This is a genomic window from Streptococcus sp. UMB0029 (assembly GCF_002871495.1).
Taxonomy (GTDB): Bacteria; Bacillota; Bacilli; order Lactobacillales; family Streptococcaceae; genus Streptococcus.
The window spans coordinates 61,234-76,701 of record NZ_PNGD01000009.1; the positions used below are offsets into that span (position 1 = coordinate 61,234).

A 15,468-nucleotide genomic window follows, 5' to 3' on the forward strand; every position below is an offset into this window, starting at 1 on the left:
GATGACAGAAAAAGAAATTTTTGACCGTATTGTGACCATTATCCAAGAGCGACAGGGAGAGGACTTTGTCGTAACAGAATCCTTGAGTCTGAAAGACGATTTGGATGCTGACTCAGTTGACTTGATGGAGTTTATCTTGACACTGGAAGATGAATTTAATATCGAAATCAGTGATGAGGAAATTGACCAACTGCAAAGTGTAGGAGATGTAGTTAAAATCATTCAAGCAAAATAGAAATCGAAGTTCCAAGGCAACGAAAGTAGATGGTTTTTAGTAATGAGGAATATCGGATATCCTTGTAAAAATGGGAAAAACACGTTATAATGGACTTATTAGAAGAGAAAGGAAGTATACTCGTGGCTACATTCAGTATTACTCGTGATATCACACTCACAAAAGAAGATTTTGAAAAAATTCAAGCCTCTAAATCAACTGATTTGTTGCTTGATATTATCAAAAAGAATACAGATAAACAAGAACAACCTTCCTTACTAGGTCTAGAGAAGCTGGTAAGATAAAGTATGAAATTATATGCCTTACCACTAGGGGATGTCATCAAATTTATACGACAAACCGTTATTACTAGAAATCCTGAATATACTAATGAACGGAGAATACGTCAAAAAGTCCGTGAGAACTTTTCTAAGATTGTTTCGGAGCAAGTGTCGTTTGGTAAAAATGAGGATATGTTAGAGTATCTTAAAAATGACGCAATTACAACAGAGCTGACACATAAATCAAGAAATTTTATTATTATTGATCAAGAGATATCAGGAGATAGATTTGAGATTTTAGGTTTTTTTACACTAACATTAAAAATTGTTAATGTTCAAGAATTAGATAATGATAACAAAAAATCTTTTGTTTTAAGTGGGAAAAACGCGAGAAACTTAAATTATATACCAGGACTTTTGATTGCTCAATTTGGTAGAAATTTACACTTTAATAAAATTACTGGTCAGCAAGTTATGGAATTAGTGGTTGAAAAAATTCAATTAGCTCAGAGTATTTTAGGTGGTAAAATGGTTTATTTGGATAGTGTTAATGAAGATAAAGTGATTAATTTTTATAAATCGTTTGGTTTTGTTGAATATGGTGAGATTATTAGGGATAATAAGCACCCTGATGTATATTATCAACCAATGGCTCTTGATATGACAAAAGTGATTGTTGAGTAGAAATCGAAGTTCCAAGGCATTTGCTTTGGAATTTTTCTTTGGTTCAAATGACCGTTTAGGAACAGATTTAGTCTTTCTAGGGACAGTAGAAATCTGAGGACAAATAAGGGATATAATAGAGTCAGAAAAATCAATCTCCCAAAAGGAGAAAAAAGAAAGGATTTTTATGATGAAAAAATATCTTTATTCTAGTTTATTAGTTCTTGCAGGAGGCGTTCTCCTAGCAAATACTACTGTGGCCTATGCTGATTCCCCATCAGCAAGTGAGAAAGAAGCGATTGCTCAATTAGTTAATCAAGGCAAGATAAAAGCTGAAGAAGCTGATCAAGTAAAATTGATTGGTTTTGAAGATAAAGAAACCCAAGCAGAGGGCAATCAAGAGAAGAAAGCTTTCAATCAATATCGTGATCCGAAAGGAACATGGATGCAAACCAATGGTAAATGGTGGTTTAAATACGGTTCAGGTGGTTATGCTAAAAATTGGGAACAATTAGATGGCAAGTGGTACTATTTTGATGACCAAGGATGGATGAAAGAAAATACTTGGATTCAACCTGATGGTAATTATTACTACTTATCTGCTAGTGGTGCTATGGTCACTGGTTATCAACGTGTGAATGGTACACCATACTTCTTTAGAGACAGTGGTGTATGGGTAGAAAATCGTGGACAGGCACTTGGTGAATATGCCGAGACATTTGTAGGGAAAATCCCATATGTTTGGGGTGGGGCAGATTTGAATAGTGGCGTAGATTGCTCAGGATTTACGATGGCTATTCATGATAAGTTTGATATTAGTATTCCTAGAGTAACCTATGATCAAGCAACAGGAGGAAGTTATGTAAGTAATGGTTCTCAACAAGCTGGAGATTTGATTTTGTATAATAGTGAAGAGACAAATGATCATGTAGGTATTTATGTTGGTGGTGGAAAGGTTGTCCATGCTCCATATCCAGGCCGATATGTTTCTTATATGGATCAATATGGCATTACTCAAAATACAATTCGTAGATATTGGTAATATTGTCTAATTTTTCACAATATTATTGACTTTGACAATGAAAAGTATTAGAATATAGCTAAATAAAGAGGGGAAGCCCTCTTATAGCTATTCAATAAAGGAGGAAATGGCTATGAAAAAATCTAAACTACTCACTCTTGGTTTGCTTGCAGGTGCTGGTCTACTTTTGTCTATCAACCAAGCACAGGCTGCAGATACTTGGGTTAAAAATGGGTCTGACTGGAATCTTTCTCAAGATGGCAGCCTCGCTAAGGATAAATGGGTGCAAAATGCTGGTTCTTGGTACCACTTTGACGGTTCTGGTAACATGCAGACAGGCTGGCTCAAAGACGGAAATACATGGTATTCCCTAGCAGATAGTGGCGCTATGCGTACTGGCTGGTACAAGGAAGGTAGCACATGGTACTCACTAGCAGATAGTGGCGCCATGCGTACAGGTTGGTACCAAGAAGGGTCTACATGGTATTACCTCAAAGGCAGTGGTGCTATGGCAACAGGATGGGCGACTGCAAATGGTAAATGGTCTTACTTTGAAAAATCAGGTGCTATGGTCGCAGACAGAGCTGTTCCAGCCAGCGATGGAGAAAGTTATATCATTGGTAAGGATGGCTATATGTTGACTTTAAAAAATAGCCCTTATAAAAATGGTGACATTGTTCGTTTAGGCGATGGATATGAATATCTGATTAAAGCAAAATTTGACGGAAATAACTTTACTGATGTTATCGTGGCTAAAAACACTTGGTATATTAAACCTGAGTTCAAGAAGTTTTCCGACAAATATGGGGATGAGGTTGCAAATACAACCTTAGCTTTAGTAGATAATAAAGAAGAAGGACAAGAAATTGATTCTAAGGCAGTTGTACAGAACTTCCAAAACTTACCAAATCGTTACTACTTTGATGAAAATGGACATCGTGTGGTTAATATCCCAGCAATGACAACCTATTCAGAGATTAAAAAAGTTGGCAATGATGTTTATTTAGAAAATCCAGGTGCACGACTTCGTCTTGGGGATACCAGCTTTACAATCAATAACAATAAACTATACTATTTAGAAAATGAACAAGGTAAGCTCAAAACAGGTTATTTTGTATTAATTGATGATGGAGCAACCACTACTCACCATCACATTCTAGCCTATGCGGATCAATCAGGTGAAATTCTTAAGATGAAACGCTTGCCATCAGGAGTTTCAAATTTCCTTGATAAAGAAATTGATGGTTTATATGGTGAAAAAATTAAAATTGAATCTCCACACTCAAACGAATATTATAAAGTGGTCGTGGTTAAATAAAAATAACATCTTCACAACTAATCGTTAACACTCTAACCAATATACCATTTTCAGGAGGCTTTAGATTTCTTGTATTTCAAAAGAGAACTAAAGCCTTTTGTAGATGGAACAGGGGATAGAGTTATCTATAAAATAATGAAAAGGAGTCTGTCATGGAAATGAAAAATACATTTGTAGAATTGGAACAATTTGAAGAGTTAACCCCAGAGGTATTGGAGGGAGTGAATGGTGGAGGGAATTTCTTTTGTTCTTTGTTTGGGCTTTGCCAACCTCGGTATTGCAGTCCAGCACCAACTAAAACTGTGATTGGATAGTATGGTTTTGACTTTTATTAAGGAGATTCTATTTGCTTTATTGCTGATGGTTTCCATTATAGTTCCTCCAATTTATCTAGGTTACCAAATTATACCGGAATTTCGTAAAAAGAGATACATAGTCTATTTATTAATGATGCAAGTAATAGCTGGTAAAACTTTTTTTGAAATTATGTATTTGGAAGTTTTAATCTTTTTTTACCTTATTTTCTATGTGAATAGGAAGAAAAAGGGGGAATCGTTATTTCTTTCATTCTATCTTTTTAGTTTTTATCAGAGTATTCGCTATTTATTGGTATTGTTCTATATTCGGATGTTAGATATAGATATGCTATCAGAAGTAGGAAATGGTATTGTTAATTCTACTTTTTCTCTACTAGCTCTTGTACTGACAGTAGTTATGATGAAGCGTTGTTCTTTGGATTTGGATTTATTCTTTTCAGATGCTTTCAAAACCCACTATTATAAGAGTTTTTTCATTATCCTACCTCTGACTGTGTTTAGGATATTCTCTTCGTTTATGACAAATATAAATTGTTCTTTCTATGCTCGTTTTGACACGACCATTTCTCTCTTGATTTTCATTCTCTTTTTCTCTTGGCTCTTTTACATCAAGCATTTGGAGCAGGCTTATCGTGATGAGCAGACCATTCAGAGACAGGAAGATGAAAATCGTTCCTTGCAAGGAATGGTGGATAAGTTAGGTCATCTCTATGATGAGGTTCGAGGTTTCCGTCATGATTTTGCAGGGATTGTCGCCAGCATGGAGCCTGCCATAGCTAATCAAGACATGACTGAAGTTTCTACCATTTATCAAGATGTCTTTCTAAAGACCAATGAAAAGCTGAGGAAGGCGGATTACACGGCCTTTAATCTTCATAATATCCATGATATAGCCATTCGTAATACCTTGGCAAAAGCCATGATTGTGGCAGATAAGCAGGGAATTCATTTTAGTTTGGAGACGGTGGGGGTCGTAGAAGAACTAGCATTGCCGATGTTGGAGGCTATCCGTATCCTCTCTATCCTCACGACAAATGCCTTAGAGGCAGCCAGTGAGGCGGAAAATCCGCAGATTCGGGTTGCTTTATTGGCAGGCGATAGGAGTGTCCGTTTTATCATTGAAAACACTCGTAAGAAAGAAGAACTGAATCCCAGCATTCTCAGTCAAAAGGGTTACTCTACCAAGGGAAACCACAGTGGACTGGGCTTAGCAACCTTGGAGGATATGGTTTTTCATTATGATTTAAACTTAGATACCCAGCTAGGAGAGACGACCTTTAGACAAGATTTAGAATTGCCATTTAAGGATGAGAAACGAGGGGGAGAGGAATGAGAATTTTAGTTTTGGAAGACGATAAAGTCCAGCAAGGACGGATAGAGCAGACTTTACTAGATATTGGTCGCTCTCGCAATTTAAGATTGGAAATTGATATTGCCAAAAACTATGGAGATGTTGAAAAGTATTCTCAGTATTTTGACCATTACCAGCTCTATTTATTGGATTTAGAGATTGATGGAGAGCGTGAACGGGGCTTTCAGGTTGCTCAACAGGTTCGGGAGCAGGATCCTTTTACAAGCATTGTCTTTGTGTCTACGCACTCGGAGGCCTTGCCTCTAGCTTTTCGCTACCACTTGTCTGCCTTGGATTTTATTTCCAAGGATCAGTCTGAGGAGGACTACCGTCATCAGCTGGAGCGCTGTCTGGACTATGTACTAGCAGTGGATAAGAGGGAAAATATGTGTCTCTTCACCTATAGTTTTGAGGGGAGACGGGGCTTTACTCTGCCCTACCATGAGATTTTAGCCTTTGAAACTTCAGTGGAATCCCATCGTATCAAGGTCTATTATGCCAATCATTCTATCAAGACCATTTATGGTAGTCTCAAAGATATTGCTGCCAAGGCTGAAAAAGATTACTTTGTCTATGCCAATCGCAATACGTTGGTTAGTTTACAGGCCATTGAAGAGATGACTGCGACAGAAGTGACCCTGTTAGAAGGCTTGCACTTCCCCGTATCACGGACAGCTAGAAGAACCCTTAAAAAACATCTCAATGTCTAATATCTGTTAGATTTGAATGAATTTATCAATAAGAATGTCGGAAAATTTTCTGATATTCTTATTTTTTTGACTTCTTTTTCGAATAGATAAGTAAGAGGAAAAGGAAAGGAGCCTAGTTCATGTTTATATCAATGTTCTACCCATGGTTTACTGAGTTATTTTTTAAATAAAATTTAATTTAGTTGTTCATTTTTGAAATTTTTTTCGAATAGATAGGTAAGAGGAAACAGAAAGGAGCCTGGTTTATGTATCTACCAATTTTTTATCCGTGGTTTACTAAATTATTTTTTAAATAAATTTAATTTAGTTGTACATTTTCGAAATTTTTTTCGAATAGATAAGTGAGAAGAAAAAGGAAAGAAGTTTGGTTTATGTATCTACCAATTTTCTACCCGTGGTTTATTAAATTATTTTTTAAATAAAATTTAATTTAGTTGTACATTTTCGAAATTTTTTTCGAATAGATAAGTAAGAGGAAACAGAAAGGAGTTTGCTTCATGTATCTACCAATTTTCTATCCATGGTTTACTAAATTATTTTTCAAATAAAATTTAATTTAGTTGTACATTTTCGAATTCTTTTTCGAATAAATAAGTAAGAAAGAAAAGGAAGGAGATTAGAAATGCTTATTTCAGTTATTTATCCAATCTGGCTATTTAAGTGGCTTAGAGGCTAAACATTAAAGATATAACAAAACATAAAAATTGAGGAGAAAAAAGATGACAAATTTTGACAAAATGGAACAGAACTTTGTAGCTCTTACAGAAGAAGAGTTGGTGAATGTGGATGGGGGATTCTTTGGTCCTGTATTGTTTACTATTTGGGGGACAAAAGTATTAGTCGGCCATGCTCTATCAGCAGGTGTAGCAGTAGGTTTTGCTGCTCTAGCTACTAATTAATAGATGAAGGGGATAGATAATGAATTATAACTTTGAAAATATGAAATCAGATGAATTGGAAAAAATTTCAGGTGGCTCTGTAGTAGGTGCTCTTGCGTTAGCATGGGGTGTAACCAAGGCGGTTGGAATCATTGGTGGGACAGCTGTTTCTGTTTACGTTGCAGGAAAAAGCGTTAAAGCAATAGGCGATTGGGGACTTTCAAGATTGCGATAATTTTTTAATACTTATGAGGTGGTGCAATGAAAAATGAAATAACTAAAGTAATAAAAATTGTTTTATTGTTTGTCTCTATGGCTATCATGAATTTGATGTTGCTTGGAATATTAGCTATGCTTGGTTTTTCTTTGACGGGCAGTGTAGCTAGTTACCTCGTGCCACCTTTATTTTCTACTCTTGTGTTGCTCTTCATTAACAAGATGATAACAAGGTTAGACAGAGGGAAAAATAAGAGCTTGCTATGAAAAAATTTTTATTAGGTTTTGTTTTAACAGCTTTCAGCATATTATTAATTTATTCTCTATTTAATTTAGAAAAGGTATCGTTGGAGAGCTGTATTTTGTTAGTAGCATTGACATACTATATTAATAAAAAAGAAACATTTAAACCCAAAGTGAATTAGACTAAGAATATTTTAGGAAACGATCATCAGTTTACAGCAATGACAGAAAAAGAACGCTAATAAATGAAAACAAGAACAGAGTAAAAAGTCTCGTAAAAGGTATATTATCGGAGATTTATCTGCTGTAGATCTAGTTGCATGGGGTTACTCTATCTAAGATAAAACACTTTGGATAAATCATAAATTTTCAAATAAAATTTAATTTAGTTGTACATTTTCGAATTATTTTTCGAATAAATAAGTGAGACGAAAAGGAAGGAGATTACGCGATGTATTTACCAATCTTATTGCCATGGTTTATCAAATGGTATTTAAAATAAATGAAATTTACCTGTTCATTTTAAATCACTTCTCAAATAGATAAGTGAGACGAAAAGGAAGGAAAAGGAATTCAGTAATTTATCTATTCTGGTTTTTAAAATGGTTTAAGAGTCAGAAATCGTAAACTAAAAAATAGAAATAAAGGAGAAAAAAGATGACAAATTTTGACAAAATGGAACAGAACTTTGTAGCTCTTACAGAAGAAGAGTTGATGAATGTAGATGGGGGAATTGCACCACTAGTAGTTGCGTTTGGAGTAGCTGCGTTTAAAGGTTTTTCTGTAACAGGAGGGGCTATTATACTGGGAGCAGGTCTTTATCAAGTTGGAAAAAATCTGAAATAAGATCTTGAGTAAGTTTTATGAATAGAATATTAAAAAAAATATATATAGGATCTGCTTTAATAGCTTACAGCATATTATTAACTTATTCTCTACTTAATTTAGAGAAGGTATCGTTGGGGATCTGTATTTTGTTAGTAGCATTGACATACTATATTAATAAAAAAGAAATATTTAAAGCAAAAGTGAATAAGAGCAAGGAGAACTTAAAATGAATATTTTAGTAAATGATAATCAGTTTACAGCAATGACAGAAAAAGAACTAGCAACAGTTAATGGAGGAGTACTTCCTGCAGCGGTAGTAGCAGTTCCAGTAGGAATCAAGGTTGCGGGGTATGTTGTCGGCAGCTTATCTGCTGCAGGGCTAGTTGCATGGGGTTACTTTAGATAAGACACTTTGGAGAAATCAATGAATTTTTCAAACGAATTTGCGGCTGTTATTATATCAGCTTCAGCAATAGTGGGTTTATTAGTAGGCGTAGCTATTGGATTAGCTAGTATTATTTAAAGAGGGGTATAACATGCAAAATTTGAATCAATTTGAAATCGTAGAGCAAAGTGAATAAGTTGGAGCAGGTTTATTAATTGTTATCAAAGGATTATTACAGTAGCTATAGGGTATTATGCGAATAGACCATAATCTGATTGTAGTCAGAGAGGTATTTCTATGTTTTTAAAAAAAGAAGTGATATTACTAGGGGTATTGTTATCGATACGTATTATTTTTACTATCGTTCAAATTTTAATTGATTATAAAATATTATCTGGACAGTATAGTATAAATTTTATGGATATTTCAGAAGTATTTACTTATCCAATACTCATTTTAATCATTTACATAGCAATAAAATATAATACAAAGGAGTAATGACGAACATGAACTTAGAACAATTTTATCAATTATCTGACGATGAATTAGTAGGAACAAAAGGTGGTTTTGGTCTTGCGGAAGCAGTTGGGATTGCAGGAGTACTGAATGCTGCTGTACAAATTTTTAATGCTGGTTACAAATTTGGTTCAGATTTGGCTCGTCGTGGGCGTTAGATAATGAATAATCGCAACATTAATCTCAATACATTGTTACCTAAACTAGCAACTATATGTCCTTTGTTGGGAATAACTCTTAATGTCGCGCTTCATGTGATTCGTACAGGTTCGTTAGTATCCTTTAATTGGCAATGGACTTTAGTTGGTTTGCTTTTCGCAGGATATTTTGGTATTTTTCGCAAAGATTTGTCAAAAAATAATCAAAACTATAAGTGAAGAACATGAATCAAAAGGATTTTGTGCATGTGAATGGTAGCGTTTTTCCGCCATTCTTGTCAGGTAATTAGGAGTTTCTTATGAAAACATTTTTATTAGGATTCGCTGAGGGATATTTTACCGTATCGCTCATAATCTACATCGCAACGTATTTGATGTTAAAAAATCCGATCAATACCTTATTTTATCCAGAAATTTACCCCGTTTTATTTGGGCTCTTTTATCTAGGGTATAAGGTCAATAAAAAGCAAGTAGAGTGAGCAGTTAAGAATGACTTGTTAGTCTGCGCTGAAAATAGCTAGGCTAGAATCTAAGAATGCATCACATTGGAGTTTAATATGAAATTTGTTAAATCAATACTGAAAGTTTTGCCTGAAATTATGGTATTACTTAGTTCAATGTCTTATATTATCATCAGATTAGTAGCTGATATAAATAAAGTATCTTTACCTACTTGGTTTGATAATCTTAATATACCCACGGTTGCATTATTTATGATGGTATTCATTCTTTTATATAGAAGTAAAGAAAAAAAGAATAGATAGATTTGAAGCGGTAGACAATCTATGGGGAAATAGAAATCTTATAGTAACGAATCAAAAAAAGGAGTAACTATGAATCGTAATTTAGAACGGTGTTATCTATTCTGACTAGGAATGGATCATACCAGAGGTGGCTTAGAAATAGCAGGGACATTAGAAATTGAAGTAATAAATAGGATGTCACAAATGTTACTATCAATGATTTATTTGTTCCAAGTTTGCCTAGGGTGTCAGTAAAAAATCAATTTCCTTTCATACCATATTTTTAGTAGGTAGAACATTTGTTCTGCCTATTTTTTATCCCAAAAGTGCAGTTGAGGTGTTTATTTATATCGTTTGGAGTTTATTTGGAGTTTTACATGTATTTTTGATAAAATAGGTATAGAAATTAGGAAAGTCGAAGAAAAGGAATGAAGAAGGTTTTAAGATATTTTTTAGTATTTGTTTTTCTATTTTTGATGAATATTTTCATCTTTAAGATACTAGCAACTCTGGGATTTCAACTGACAATGAGTGAAAAGAGTTATATTGTACCACCGCTGTTTTCGATTATCGTTTTATATATGATTGACAAAAGAATTAGGAAGAAAAAGAAATAAATATATATTTTAGGTAGAACGCTTGTTCTGCCTATTTTCTTTATTCAAAAAGTGCAGTTGGGAGGTAGATAGGCGCATTTGGGGAGGAAGTCCAGTTTTTGTTTGAGGATTGGGGTAAGATAGTTATTATCAGATGAGTTTATACTCTTCGAAAATCTCTTCAAACCACGTCAACGTCGCCTTGCCGTGTAGATGTTACTGACTTCGTCAGTTCTATCTACAACATCAAAGCCGTGCTTTGAGCAACCTGCGGCTAGTTTCCTGGTTTGATCTTTGATTTTCATTGGGTATTAGGAAAAGGAGATGAATATGAAATTTGGGAAACGTCACTATCGTCCGCAGGTGGATCAGATGGACTGCGGTGTAGCTTCATTAGCCATGGTTTTTGGCTACTATGGTAGTTACTATTCTTTAGCTCACTTGCGAGAATTGGCTAAGACGACCATGGATGGGACGACGGCTTTGGGCTTGGTCAAGGTAGCAGAGGAGATTGGCTTTGAGACGCGAGCGATCAAGGCGGATATGACGCTCTTTGATTTGCCAGATTTGACCTTTCCTTTTGTTGCCCATGTGCTTAAGGAAGGGAGATTGCTTCACTACTATGTGGTGACTGGGCAGGATAAGGACAGCATTCATATTGCTGATCCAGATCCTGGGGTGAAATTGACCAAACTACCACGTGAGCGTTTTGCGGAAGAATGGACAGGAGTGACTCTGTTTATGGCGCCTAGTCCAGACTATAAGCCTCATAAGGATCAAAAAAATGGTCTGCTATCTTTTATCCCTATATTAGTGAAACAGCGTGGTTTGATTGCCAATATCGTTTTGGCAACACTCTTGGTAACCTTGATTAACATTGTGGGTTCTTATTATCTGCAGTCTATCATTGATACCTATGTGCCAGATCAGATGCGTTCGACACTGGGGATTATTTCTATTGGGCTGGTGATTGTCTATATCCTCCAGCAAATCTTGTCTTACGCTCAGGAGTATCTCTTGCTTGTTTTGGGGCAACGCTTGTCTATTGATGTGATTTTGTCCTATATCAAGCATGTTTTTCACCTGCCTATGTCCTTTTTTGCGACACGTCGGACAGGGGAAATCGTGTCTCGTTTTACAGATGCTAACAGTATCATTGATGCGCTGGCTTCGACCATTCTTTCGATTTTCCTAGATGTGTCAACGGTTGTCATTATTTCCCTTGTTTTATTTTCACAAAATACCAATCTCTTTTTCATGACTTTATTGGCGCTTCCTATCTATACAGTGATTATCTTTGCCTTTATGAAGCCGTTTGAAAAGATGAATCGGGATACCATGGAAGCTAATGCGGTTCTGTCTTCTTCTATCATTGAGGACATCAATGGTATTGAGACTATCAAATCCTTGACCAGTGAAAGTCAGCGTTACCAAAAAATTGACAAGGAATTTGTGGATTATCTGAAGAAATCCTTTACCTATAGTCGGGCAGAGAGTCAGCAAAAGGCTCTGAAAAAAGTTGCCCATCTCTTGCTCAATGTCGGTATTCTCTGGATGGGGGCTGTTCTGGTCATGGATGGCAAGATGAGTTTGGGGCAGTTGATTACCTATAATACCTTGCTTGTTTACTTTACCAATCCTTTGGAAAATATTATCAATCTGCAAACCAAGCTTCAGACAGCGCAGGTTGCTAATAACCGCCTAAATGAGGTTTATCTGGTAGCTTCTGAGTTTGAGGAGAAGAAAACAGTTGAGGATCTGAGCTTGATGAAGGGAGATATGATCTTCAAGCAGGTTTACTATAAGTATGGCTATGGTCGAGATGTCTTGTCGGATATCAATTTGACTATTCCTCAAGGCTCTAAGGTGGCTTTTGTGGGGATTTCAGGGTCAGGTAAGACGACCTTGGCTAAGATGATGGTTAATTTTTACGACCCAAGTCAGGGAGAGATTAGTCTGGGTGGTGTCAATCTCAATCAAATTGATAAAAAGGCTCTGCGTCAGTATATCAACTATCTGCCTCAACAGCCCTATGTCTTTAACGGAACGATTTTGGAGAATCTTCTTTTGGGAGCCAAGGAGGGGACGACCCAGGAGGATATCTTACGGGCGGTCGAATTGGCAGAGATTCGGGAGGATATTGAGCGCATGCCACTGAATTACCAGACAGAATTGACTTCGGATGGGGCAGGAATTTCAGGTGGTCAACGGCAGAGAATCGCTCTGGCGCGTGCTCTCTTGACAGATGCACCTGTCTTGATTTTGGATGAGGCGACCAGCAGTTTGGATATTCTGACAGAGAAGCGAATTGTCGATAATCTGATGTCTTTAGATAAAACCTTGATTTTCATTGCTCACCGCTTGACCATTGCTGAGCGGACAGAGAAGGTTGTTGTCTTGGATCAGGGCAAGATTGTCGAAGAAGGAAAGCATGCTGATTTGCTTGCACAGGGTGGCTTTTACGCCCATTTGGTGAATAGCTAGAAAGAGGAGAGGATGAAAGCAGAATTTTTAGAAAGTGCGGAGTTTTATAATCGTCGTTACCATAATTTTTCCAGTCGGGTGATTGTCCCCATGTCCCTTCTGCTCGTGTTTTTGCTTGGATTTGCAACATTTGCAGAGAAGGAGATGAGTTTGTCTACTAGAGCTACTGTCGAGCCTAGTCGTATCCTTGCCAATATCCAGTCAACTAGCAACAATCGCATTCTTGTCAATCATTTGGAAGAAAATAAGCTGGTTAAAAAGGGAGAGCTGTTGGTTCAATATCAAGAAGGGGCAGAGGGTGTCCAAGCGGAGGCCTATTCTAGTCAGTTGGACATGCTCAAGAATCAAAAAAAGCAATTGGAGTATTTGCAAAAGAGCCTGCAAGAAGGGGAGAACCACTTTCCAGAGGAGGATAAGTTTGGCTACCAAGCCACCTTTCGCGACTACCTCAGCCAAGCGGCTAGTCTTAGGGCTAGTACATCGCAACAAAATGAGACCATCGCATCTCAGAATGCAGCAGCTAGCCAAACCCAAGCCGAAATCGGCAACCTCATCAGCCAAACAGAGGCTAAAATTCGCGATTACCAGACAGCTAAGTCAGCTATTGAAACAGGTGCTTCCTTGGCCAGTCAGAATCTAGTCTACTCTCTCTACCAGTCCTATAAGTCTCAGAGTGAGGAAAATTCCCAAGCTAAATCCCAGGCAGTGGCGCAGGTTGAAGCGCAGCTTTCTCAGTTAGAATCTAGTCTTGCTACTTACCGTGTTCAGTATGCAGGTTCAGGTACCCAGCAAGCCTATGCGTCAGGCTTAAGCAGTCAATTGGAGTCTCTCAAATCCCAACACTTGGCTAAGGTTGGTCAGGAATTGACCCTTCTAGACCAGAAAATCTTGGAGACAGAGTCAGGCAAGAAGGTACAGGGAAATCTTTTAGACAAGGGGAAAATTACGGCGAGTGAGGATGGGGTGCTTCATCTTAATACTGAGACCAGTGATTCTATCATGGTAGCAGAAGGTGCCCTACTAGCCCAACTCTATCCGTCTTTGGAAAAAGAAGGGAAAGCCAAACTCACAGCTTATCTAAGTTCCAAAGATGTAGCAAGAATCAAGGTCGGTGATTCTGTTCGCTATACGACGACTCATGATGCCAAGAATCAACTTTTCTTAGATTCTACTATTACAAGTATTGATGCGACAGCTACTAAGACTGAGAAAGGGAATTTCTTTAAAATCGAGGCGGAGACTAATCTAACTTCTGAGCAGGCTGAAAAACTTCGGTACGGGGTGGAGGGTCGTCTGCAGATGATTACAGGCAAGAAAAGTTATCTGCGCTATTATTTGGATCAATTTTTGAACAAAGAGTAATGTTCGTGTTTTTAGAGTTATACTCAATGAAAATCAAAGAGCAAACTAGAAAACTAGCCGCAGGCTGTACTTGAGTACGGCAAGGCGACGTTGACGCAGTTTGAATTTGATTTTCGAAGAGTATTAAATGATTTTAAAACTGTGAGAAAGATACTTCTTGCAGTTTTTTCTTTATTATTTTTGAAGTAAATGTGTTATTTATTCGGTTAAATTCTTGTAATTTTAGGGTTTTTGTGGTAGAATGTGCTCAAGTAATACGAAAGGCGAACTTTAAAATGTCAAAACAATTAATCTATTCGGGAAAAGCTAAAGATATCTATACAACTGAGGATGAAAATCTTATTATTTCGACTTACAAGGACCAGGCGACTGCTTTTAACGGTGTCAAGAAGGAGCAGATTGCAGGTAAGGGAGTGTTGAATAATCAGATTTCATCTTTTATTTTTGAGAAATTAAATGCGGTTGGTGTGGCGACTCACTTTGTGGAGAAACTTTCAGACACAGAACAACTCAATAAAAAGGTTAAGATTATTCCTTTGGAAGTCGTGCTCCGCAACTATACTGCTGGTTCCTTTTCAAAACGTTTTGGTGTGGATGAGGGAATCGCCTTGGATACTCCGATTGTCGAATTTTACTATAAAAATGATGATTTGGATGATCCATTCATCAATGACGAGCATGTGAAATTCCTACAGATTGCGGATGACCAGCAGATTGCCTACTTGAAGGAAGAAACCCGTCGTATCAATGAACTTTTGAAGGTCTGGTTTGCTGAGATTGGGCTTAAGTTGATTGACTTTAAGCTAGAGTTCGGTTTTGACAAGGATGGCAAGATTATTTTGGCAGATGAATTTTCACCAGATAACTGCCGCTTGTGGGATGCGGATGGCAACCACATGGATAAGGATGTTTTCCGTAGAGGATTGGGAGAACTAACCGACGTTTATGAGATTGTTTGGGAAAAGTTGCAGGGTTTGAAATAATCTGTTAGCAACGGAGAACCTTCGTCTCTCAACTAAAAGGACTCAGGCTGAAAAGGTCCCCCAGACCTTTTCACTCCGTAGGGGTCTAGGTGAACTAACAGACGTTTACGAGATTGTCTGGGAAAAGTTGCAGGAATTGAAATAACAACCTCAAGGCTGTTTGGGAACATTGCAAGAGCTGAAATAAAGGAATAAGAATTG

At 37.0% G+C, this 15,468-nt stretch carries 22 protein-coding genes; all 22 read left to right on the forward strand.

Annotated features, from left to right (window positions below; translation table 11 throughout):
• Position 1: 1 nt before the first annotated feature.
• On the forward strand, positions 2 to 235 hold the full coding sequence (locus tag CJ239_RS07375) for an acyl carrier protein (RefSeq protein WP_000136445.1): 234 nt from the start codon (positions 2 to 4) through the stop codon (positions 233 to 235).
• Between the two features lie 122 nt (positions 236 to 357).
• Positions 358 to 519, forward strand: coding sequence for a hypothetical protein (locus tag CJ239_RS11765; RefSeq protein ID WP_000190273.1), 162 nt, complete (start codon positions 358 to 360; stop codon positions 517 to 519).
• Between the two features lie 3 nt (positions 520 to 522).
• Positions 523 to 1,179: a hypothetical protein gene (locus tag CJ239_RS07385; protein ID WP_102211088.1), complete on the forward strand. Its 657-nt coding sequence runs from the start codon at positions 523 to 525 to the stop codon at positions 1,177 to 1,179.
• A gap of 169 nt (positions 1,180 to 1,348) precedes the next feature.
• Complete coding sequence (locus CJ239_RS07390; protein ID WP_257994491.1) at positions 1,349 to 2,200, forward strand: NlpC/P60 family protein; 852 nt, start codon at positions 1,349 to 1,351, stop codon at positions 2,198 to 2,200.
• 112 nt (positions 2,201 to 2,312) lie between these two features.
• On the forward strand, positions 2,313 to 3,497 hold the full coding sequence (locus CJ239_RS07395) for an N-acetylmuramoyl-L-alanine amidase family protein (protein WP_102211090.1): 1,185 nt from the start codon (positions 2,313 to 2,315) through the stop codon (positions 3,495 to 3,497).
• Positions 3,498 to 3,649: 152 nt separating this feature from the next.
• Positions 3,650 to 3,811 (forward strand): ComC/BlpC family leader-containing pheromone/bacteriocin, encoded by a 162-nt coding sequence (locus tag CJ239_RS07400; RefSeq protein WP_102211091.1) that lies wholly within the window; start codon positions 3,650 to 3,652, stop codon positions 3,809 to 3,811.
• 520 nt (positions 3,812 to 4,331) lie between these two features.
• Positions 4,332 to 5,147: a GHKL domain-containing protein gene (locus tag CJ239_RS12200; protein WP_180958242.1), complete on the forward strand. Its 816-nt coding sequence runs from the start codon at positions 4,332 to 4,334 to the stop codon at positions 5,145 to 5,147.
• Positions 5,144 to 5,875 (forward strand): response regulator transcription factor, encoded by a 732-nt coding sequence (locus CJ239_RS07410; RefSeq protein WP_042900079.1) that lies wholly within the window; start codon positions 5,144 to 5,146, stop codon positions 5,873 to 5,875. Before CJ239_RS12200 ends, CJ239_RS07410 begins: the two co-directional genes overlap by 4 nt.
• Before the next feature lie 719 nt (positions 5,876 to 6,594).
• Positions 6,595 to 6,774: a class IIb bacteriocin, lactobin A/cerein 7B family gene (locus tag CJ239_RS07415; protein ID WP_000180832.1), complete on the forward strand. Its 180-nt coding sequence runs from the start codon at positions 6,595 to 6,597 to the stop codon at positions 6,772 to 6,774.
• Between the two features lie 19 nt (positions 6,775 to 6,793).
• Entirely contained in the window at positions 6,794 to 6,988 is a 195-nt protein-coding gene (locus CJ239_RS07420) for a ComC/BlpC family leader-containing pheromone/bacteriocin (protein ID WP_084890458.1), read from the forward strand.
• Positions 6,989 to 7,014: 26 nt separating this feature from the next.
• Positions 7,015 to 7,236, forward strand: a complete 222-nt coding sequence (locus CJ239_RS07425) for a hypothetical protein (RefSeq protein ID WP_084890459.1) — start codon at positions 7,015 to 7,017, stop codon at positions 7,234 to 7,236.
• Between the two features lie 633 nt (positions 7,237 to 7,869).
• Complete coding sequence (locus CJ239_RS07430; RefSeq protein ID WP_000180826.1) at positions 7,870 to 8,058, forward strand: class IIb bacteriocin, lactobin A/cerein 7B family; 189 nt, start codon at positions 7,870 to 7,872, stop codon at positions 8,056 to 8,058.
• A gap of 208 nt (positions 8,059 to 8,266) precedes the next feature.
• The gene (locus CJ239_RS07440; protein ID WP_102211093.1) at positions 8,267 to 8,446 is read left to right on the forward strand and encodes a Blp family class II bacteriocin; all 180 of its coding nucleotides are present in this window, start codon (positions 8,267 to 8,269) and stop codon (positions 8,444 to 8,446) included.
• A gap of 485 nt (positions 8,447 to 8,931) precedes the next feature.
• Positions 8,932 to 9,099 carry a class IIb bacteriocin, lactobin A/cerein 7B family gene (locus tag CJ239_RS07450; protein WP_001047583.1) on the forward strand — a complete coding sequence of 56 codons (168 nt, stop codon included), beginning with the start codon at positions 8,932 to 8,934 and terminating at the stop codon, positions 9,097 to 9,099.
• 3 nt (positions 9,100 to 9,102) lie between these two features.
• Complete coding sequence (locus CJ239_RS12205) at positions 9,103 to 9,318, forward strand: bacteriocin immunity protein (protein WP_102211095.1); 216 nt, start codon at positions 9,103 to 9,105, stop codon at positions 9,316 to 9,318.
• Between the two features lie 80 nt (positions 9,319 to 9,398).
• Positions 9,399 to 9,578 (forward strand): hypothetical protein, encoded by a 180-nt coding sequence (locus tag CJ239_RS12210; protein ID WP_042900083.1) that lies wholly within the window; start codon positions 9,399 to 9,401, stop codon positions 9,576 to 9,578.
• A gap of 78 nt (positions 9,579 to 9,656) precedes the next feature.
• Positions 9,657 to 9,863: a bacteriocin immunity protein gene (locus CJ239_RS07465; protein ID WP_102211096.1), complete on the forward strand. Its 207-nt coding sequence runs from the start codon at positions 9,657 to 9,659 to the stop codon at positions 9,861 to 9,863.
• 407 nt (positions 9,864 to 10,270) lie between these two features.
• Positions 10,271 to 10,459 (forward strand): hypothetical protein, encoded by a 189-nt coding sequence (locus CJ239_RS12215; protein ID WP_000757184.1) that lies wholly within the window; start codon positions 10,271 to 10,273, stop codon positions 10,457 to 10,459.
• Between the two features lie 309 nt (positions 10,460 to 10,768).
• The gene (gene comA, locus CJ239_RS07475) at positions 10,769 to 12,922 is read left to right on the forward strand and encodes a peptide cleavage/export ABC transporter ComA (RefSeq protein WP_102211097.1); all 2,154 of its coding nucleotides are present in this window, start codon (positions 10,769 to 10,771) and stop codon (positions 12,920 to 12,922) included.
• Between the two features lie 12 nt (positions 12,923 to 12,934).
• The gene (gene comB, locus CJ239_RS07480; protein ID WP_102211098.1) at positions 12,935 to 14,284 is read left to right on the forward strand and encodes a competence pheromone export protein ComB; all 1,350 of its coding nucleotides are present in this window, start codon (positions 12,935 to 12,937) and stop codon (positions 14,282 to 14,284) included.
• Between the two features lie 275 nt (positions 14,285 to 14,559).
• Positions 14,560 to 15,267 carry a phosphoribosylaminoimidazolesuccinocarboxamide synthase gene (gene purC / locus CJ239_RS07485; protein WP_102211099.1) on the forward strand — a complete coding sequence of 236 codons (708 nt, stop codon included), beginning with the start codon at positions 14,560 to 14,562 and terminating at the stop codon, positions 15,265 to 15,267.
• 1 nt (position 15,268) lies between these two features.
• The gene (locus tag CJ239_RS12385) at positions 15,269 to 15,412 is read left to right on the forward strand and encodes a phosphoribosylaminoimidazolesuccinocarboxamide synthase (RefSeq protein WP_080710150.1); all 144 of its coding nucleotides are present in this window, start codon (positions 15,269 to 15,271) and stop codon (positions 15,410 to 15,412) included.
• Positions 15,413 to 15,468 lie beyond the last annotated feature (56 nt).

Bases quoted from the DNA above. Each gene is read 5' to 3' on its own strand.
- CJ239_RS07400 (WP_102211091.1), top strand. From the start codon at position 3,650: ATGGAAATGAAAAATACATTTGTAGAATTGGAACAATTTGAAGAGTTA.
- CJ239_RS12215 (WP_000757184.1), top strand. From the start codon at position 10,271: ATGAAGAAGGTTTTAAGATATTTTTTAGTATTTGTTTTTCTATTTTTG.
- CJ239_RS07390 (WP_257994491.1), top strand. From the start codon at position 1,349: ATGAAAAAATATCTTTATTCTAGTTTATTAGTTCTTGCAGGAGGCGTT.
- purC (WP_102211099.1), top strand. From the start codon at position 14,560: ATGTCAAAACAATTAATCTATTCGGGAAAAGCTAAAGATATCTATACA.
- CJ239_RS12210 (WP_042900083.1), top strand. From the start codon at position 9,399: ATGAAAACATTTTTATTAGGATTCGCTGAGGGATATTTTACCGTATCG.
- CJ239_RS12205 (WP_102211095.1), top strand. From the start codon at position 9,103: ATGAATAATCGCAACATTAATCTCAATACATTGTTACCTAAACTAGCA.
- CJ239_RS07375 (WP_000136445.1), top strand. From the start codon at position 2: ATGACAGAAAAAGAAATTTTTGACCGTATTGTGACCATTATCCAAGAG.
- comA (WP_102211097.1), top strand. From the start codon at position 10,769: ATGAAATTTGGGAAACGTCACTATCGTCCGCAGGTGGATCAGATGGAC.
- CJ239_RS07420 (WP_084890458.1), top strand. From the start codon at position 6,794: ATGAATTATAACTTTGAAAATATGAAATCAGATGAATTGGAAAAAATT.
- comB (WP_102211098.1), top strand. From the start codon at position 12,935: ATGAAAGCAGAATTTTTAGAAAGTGCGGAGTTTTATAATCGTCGTTAC.
- CJ239_RS07440 (WP_102211093.1), top strand. From the start codon at position 8,267: ATGAATATTTTAGTAAATGATAATCAGTTTACAGCAATGACAGAAAAA.
- CJ239_RS07450 (WP_001047583.1), top strand. From the start codon at position 8,932: ATGAACTTAGAACAATTTTATCAATTATCTGACGATGAATTAGTAGGA.
- CJ239_RS07465 (WP_102211096.1), top strand. From the start codon at position 9,657: ATGAAATTTGTTAAATCAATACTGAAAGTTTTGCCTGAAATTATGGTA.
- CJ239_RS07415 (WP_000180832.1), top strand. From the start codon at position 6,595: ATGACAAATTTTGACAAAATGGAACAGAACTTTGTAGCTCTTACAGAA.
- CJ239_RS07395 (WP_102211090.1), top strand. From the start codon at position 2,313: ATGAAAAAATCTAAACTACTCACTCTTGGTTTGCTTGCAGGTGCTGGT.
- CJ239_RS07425 (WP_084890459.1), top strand. From the start codon at position 7,015: ATGAAAAATGAAATAACTAAAGTAATAAAAATTGTTTTATTGTTTGTC.
- CJ239_RS07430 (WP_000180826.1), top strand. From the start codon at position 7,870: ATGACAAATTTTGACAAAATGGAACAGAACTTTGTAGCTCTTACAGAA.
- CJ239_RS07385 (WP_102211088.1), top strand. From the start codon at position 523: ATGAAATTATATGCCTTACCACTAGGGGATGTCATCAAATTTATACGA.
- CJ239_RS07410 (WP_042900079.1), top strand. From the start codon at position 5,144: ATGAGAATTTTAGTTTTGGAAGACGATAAAGTCCAGCAAGGACGGATA.
- CJ239_RS12200 (WP_180958242.1), top strand. From the start codon at position 4,332: ATGACAAATATAAATTGTTCTTTCTATGCTCGTTTTGACACGACCATT.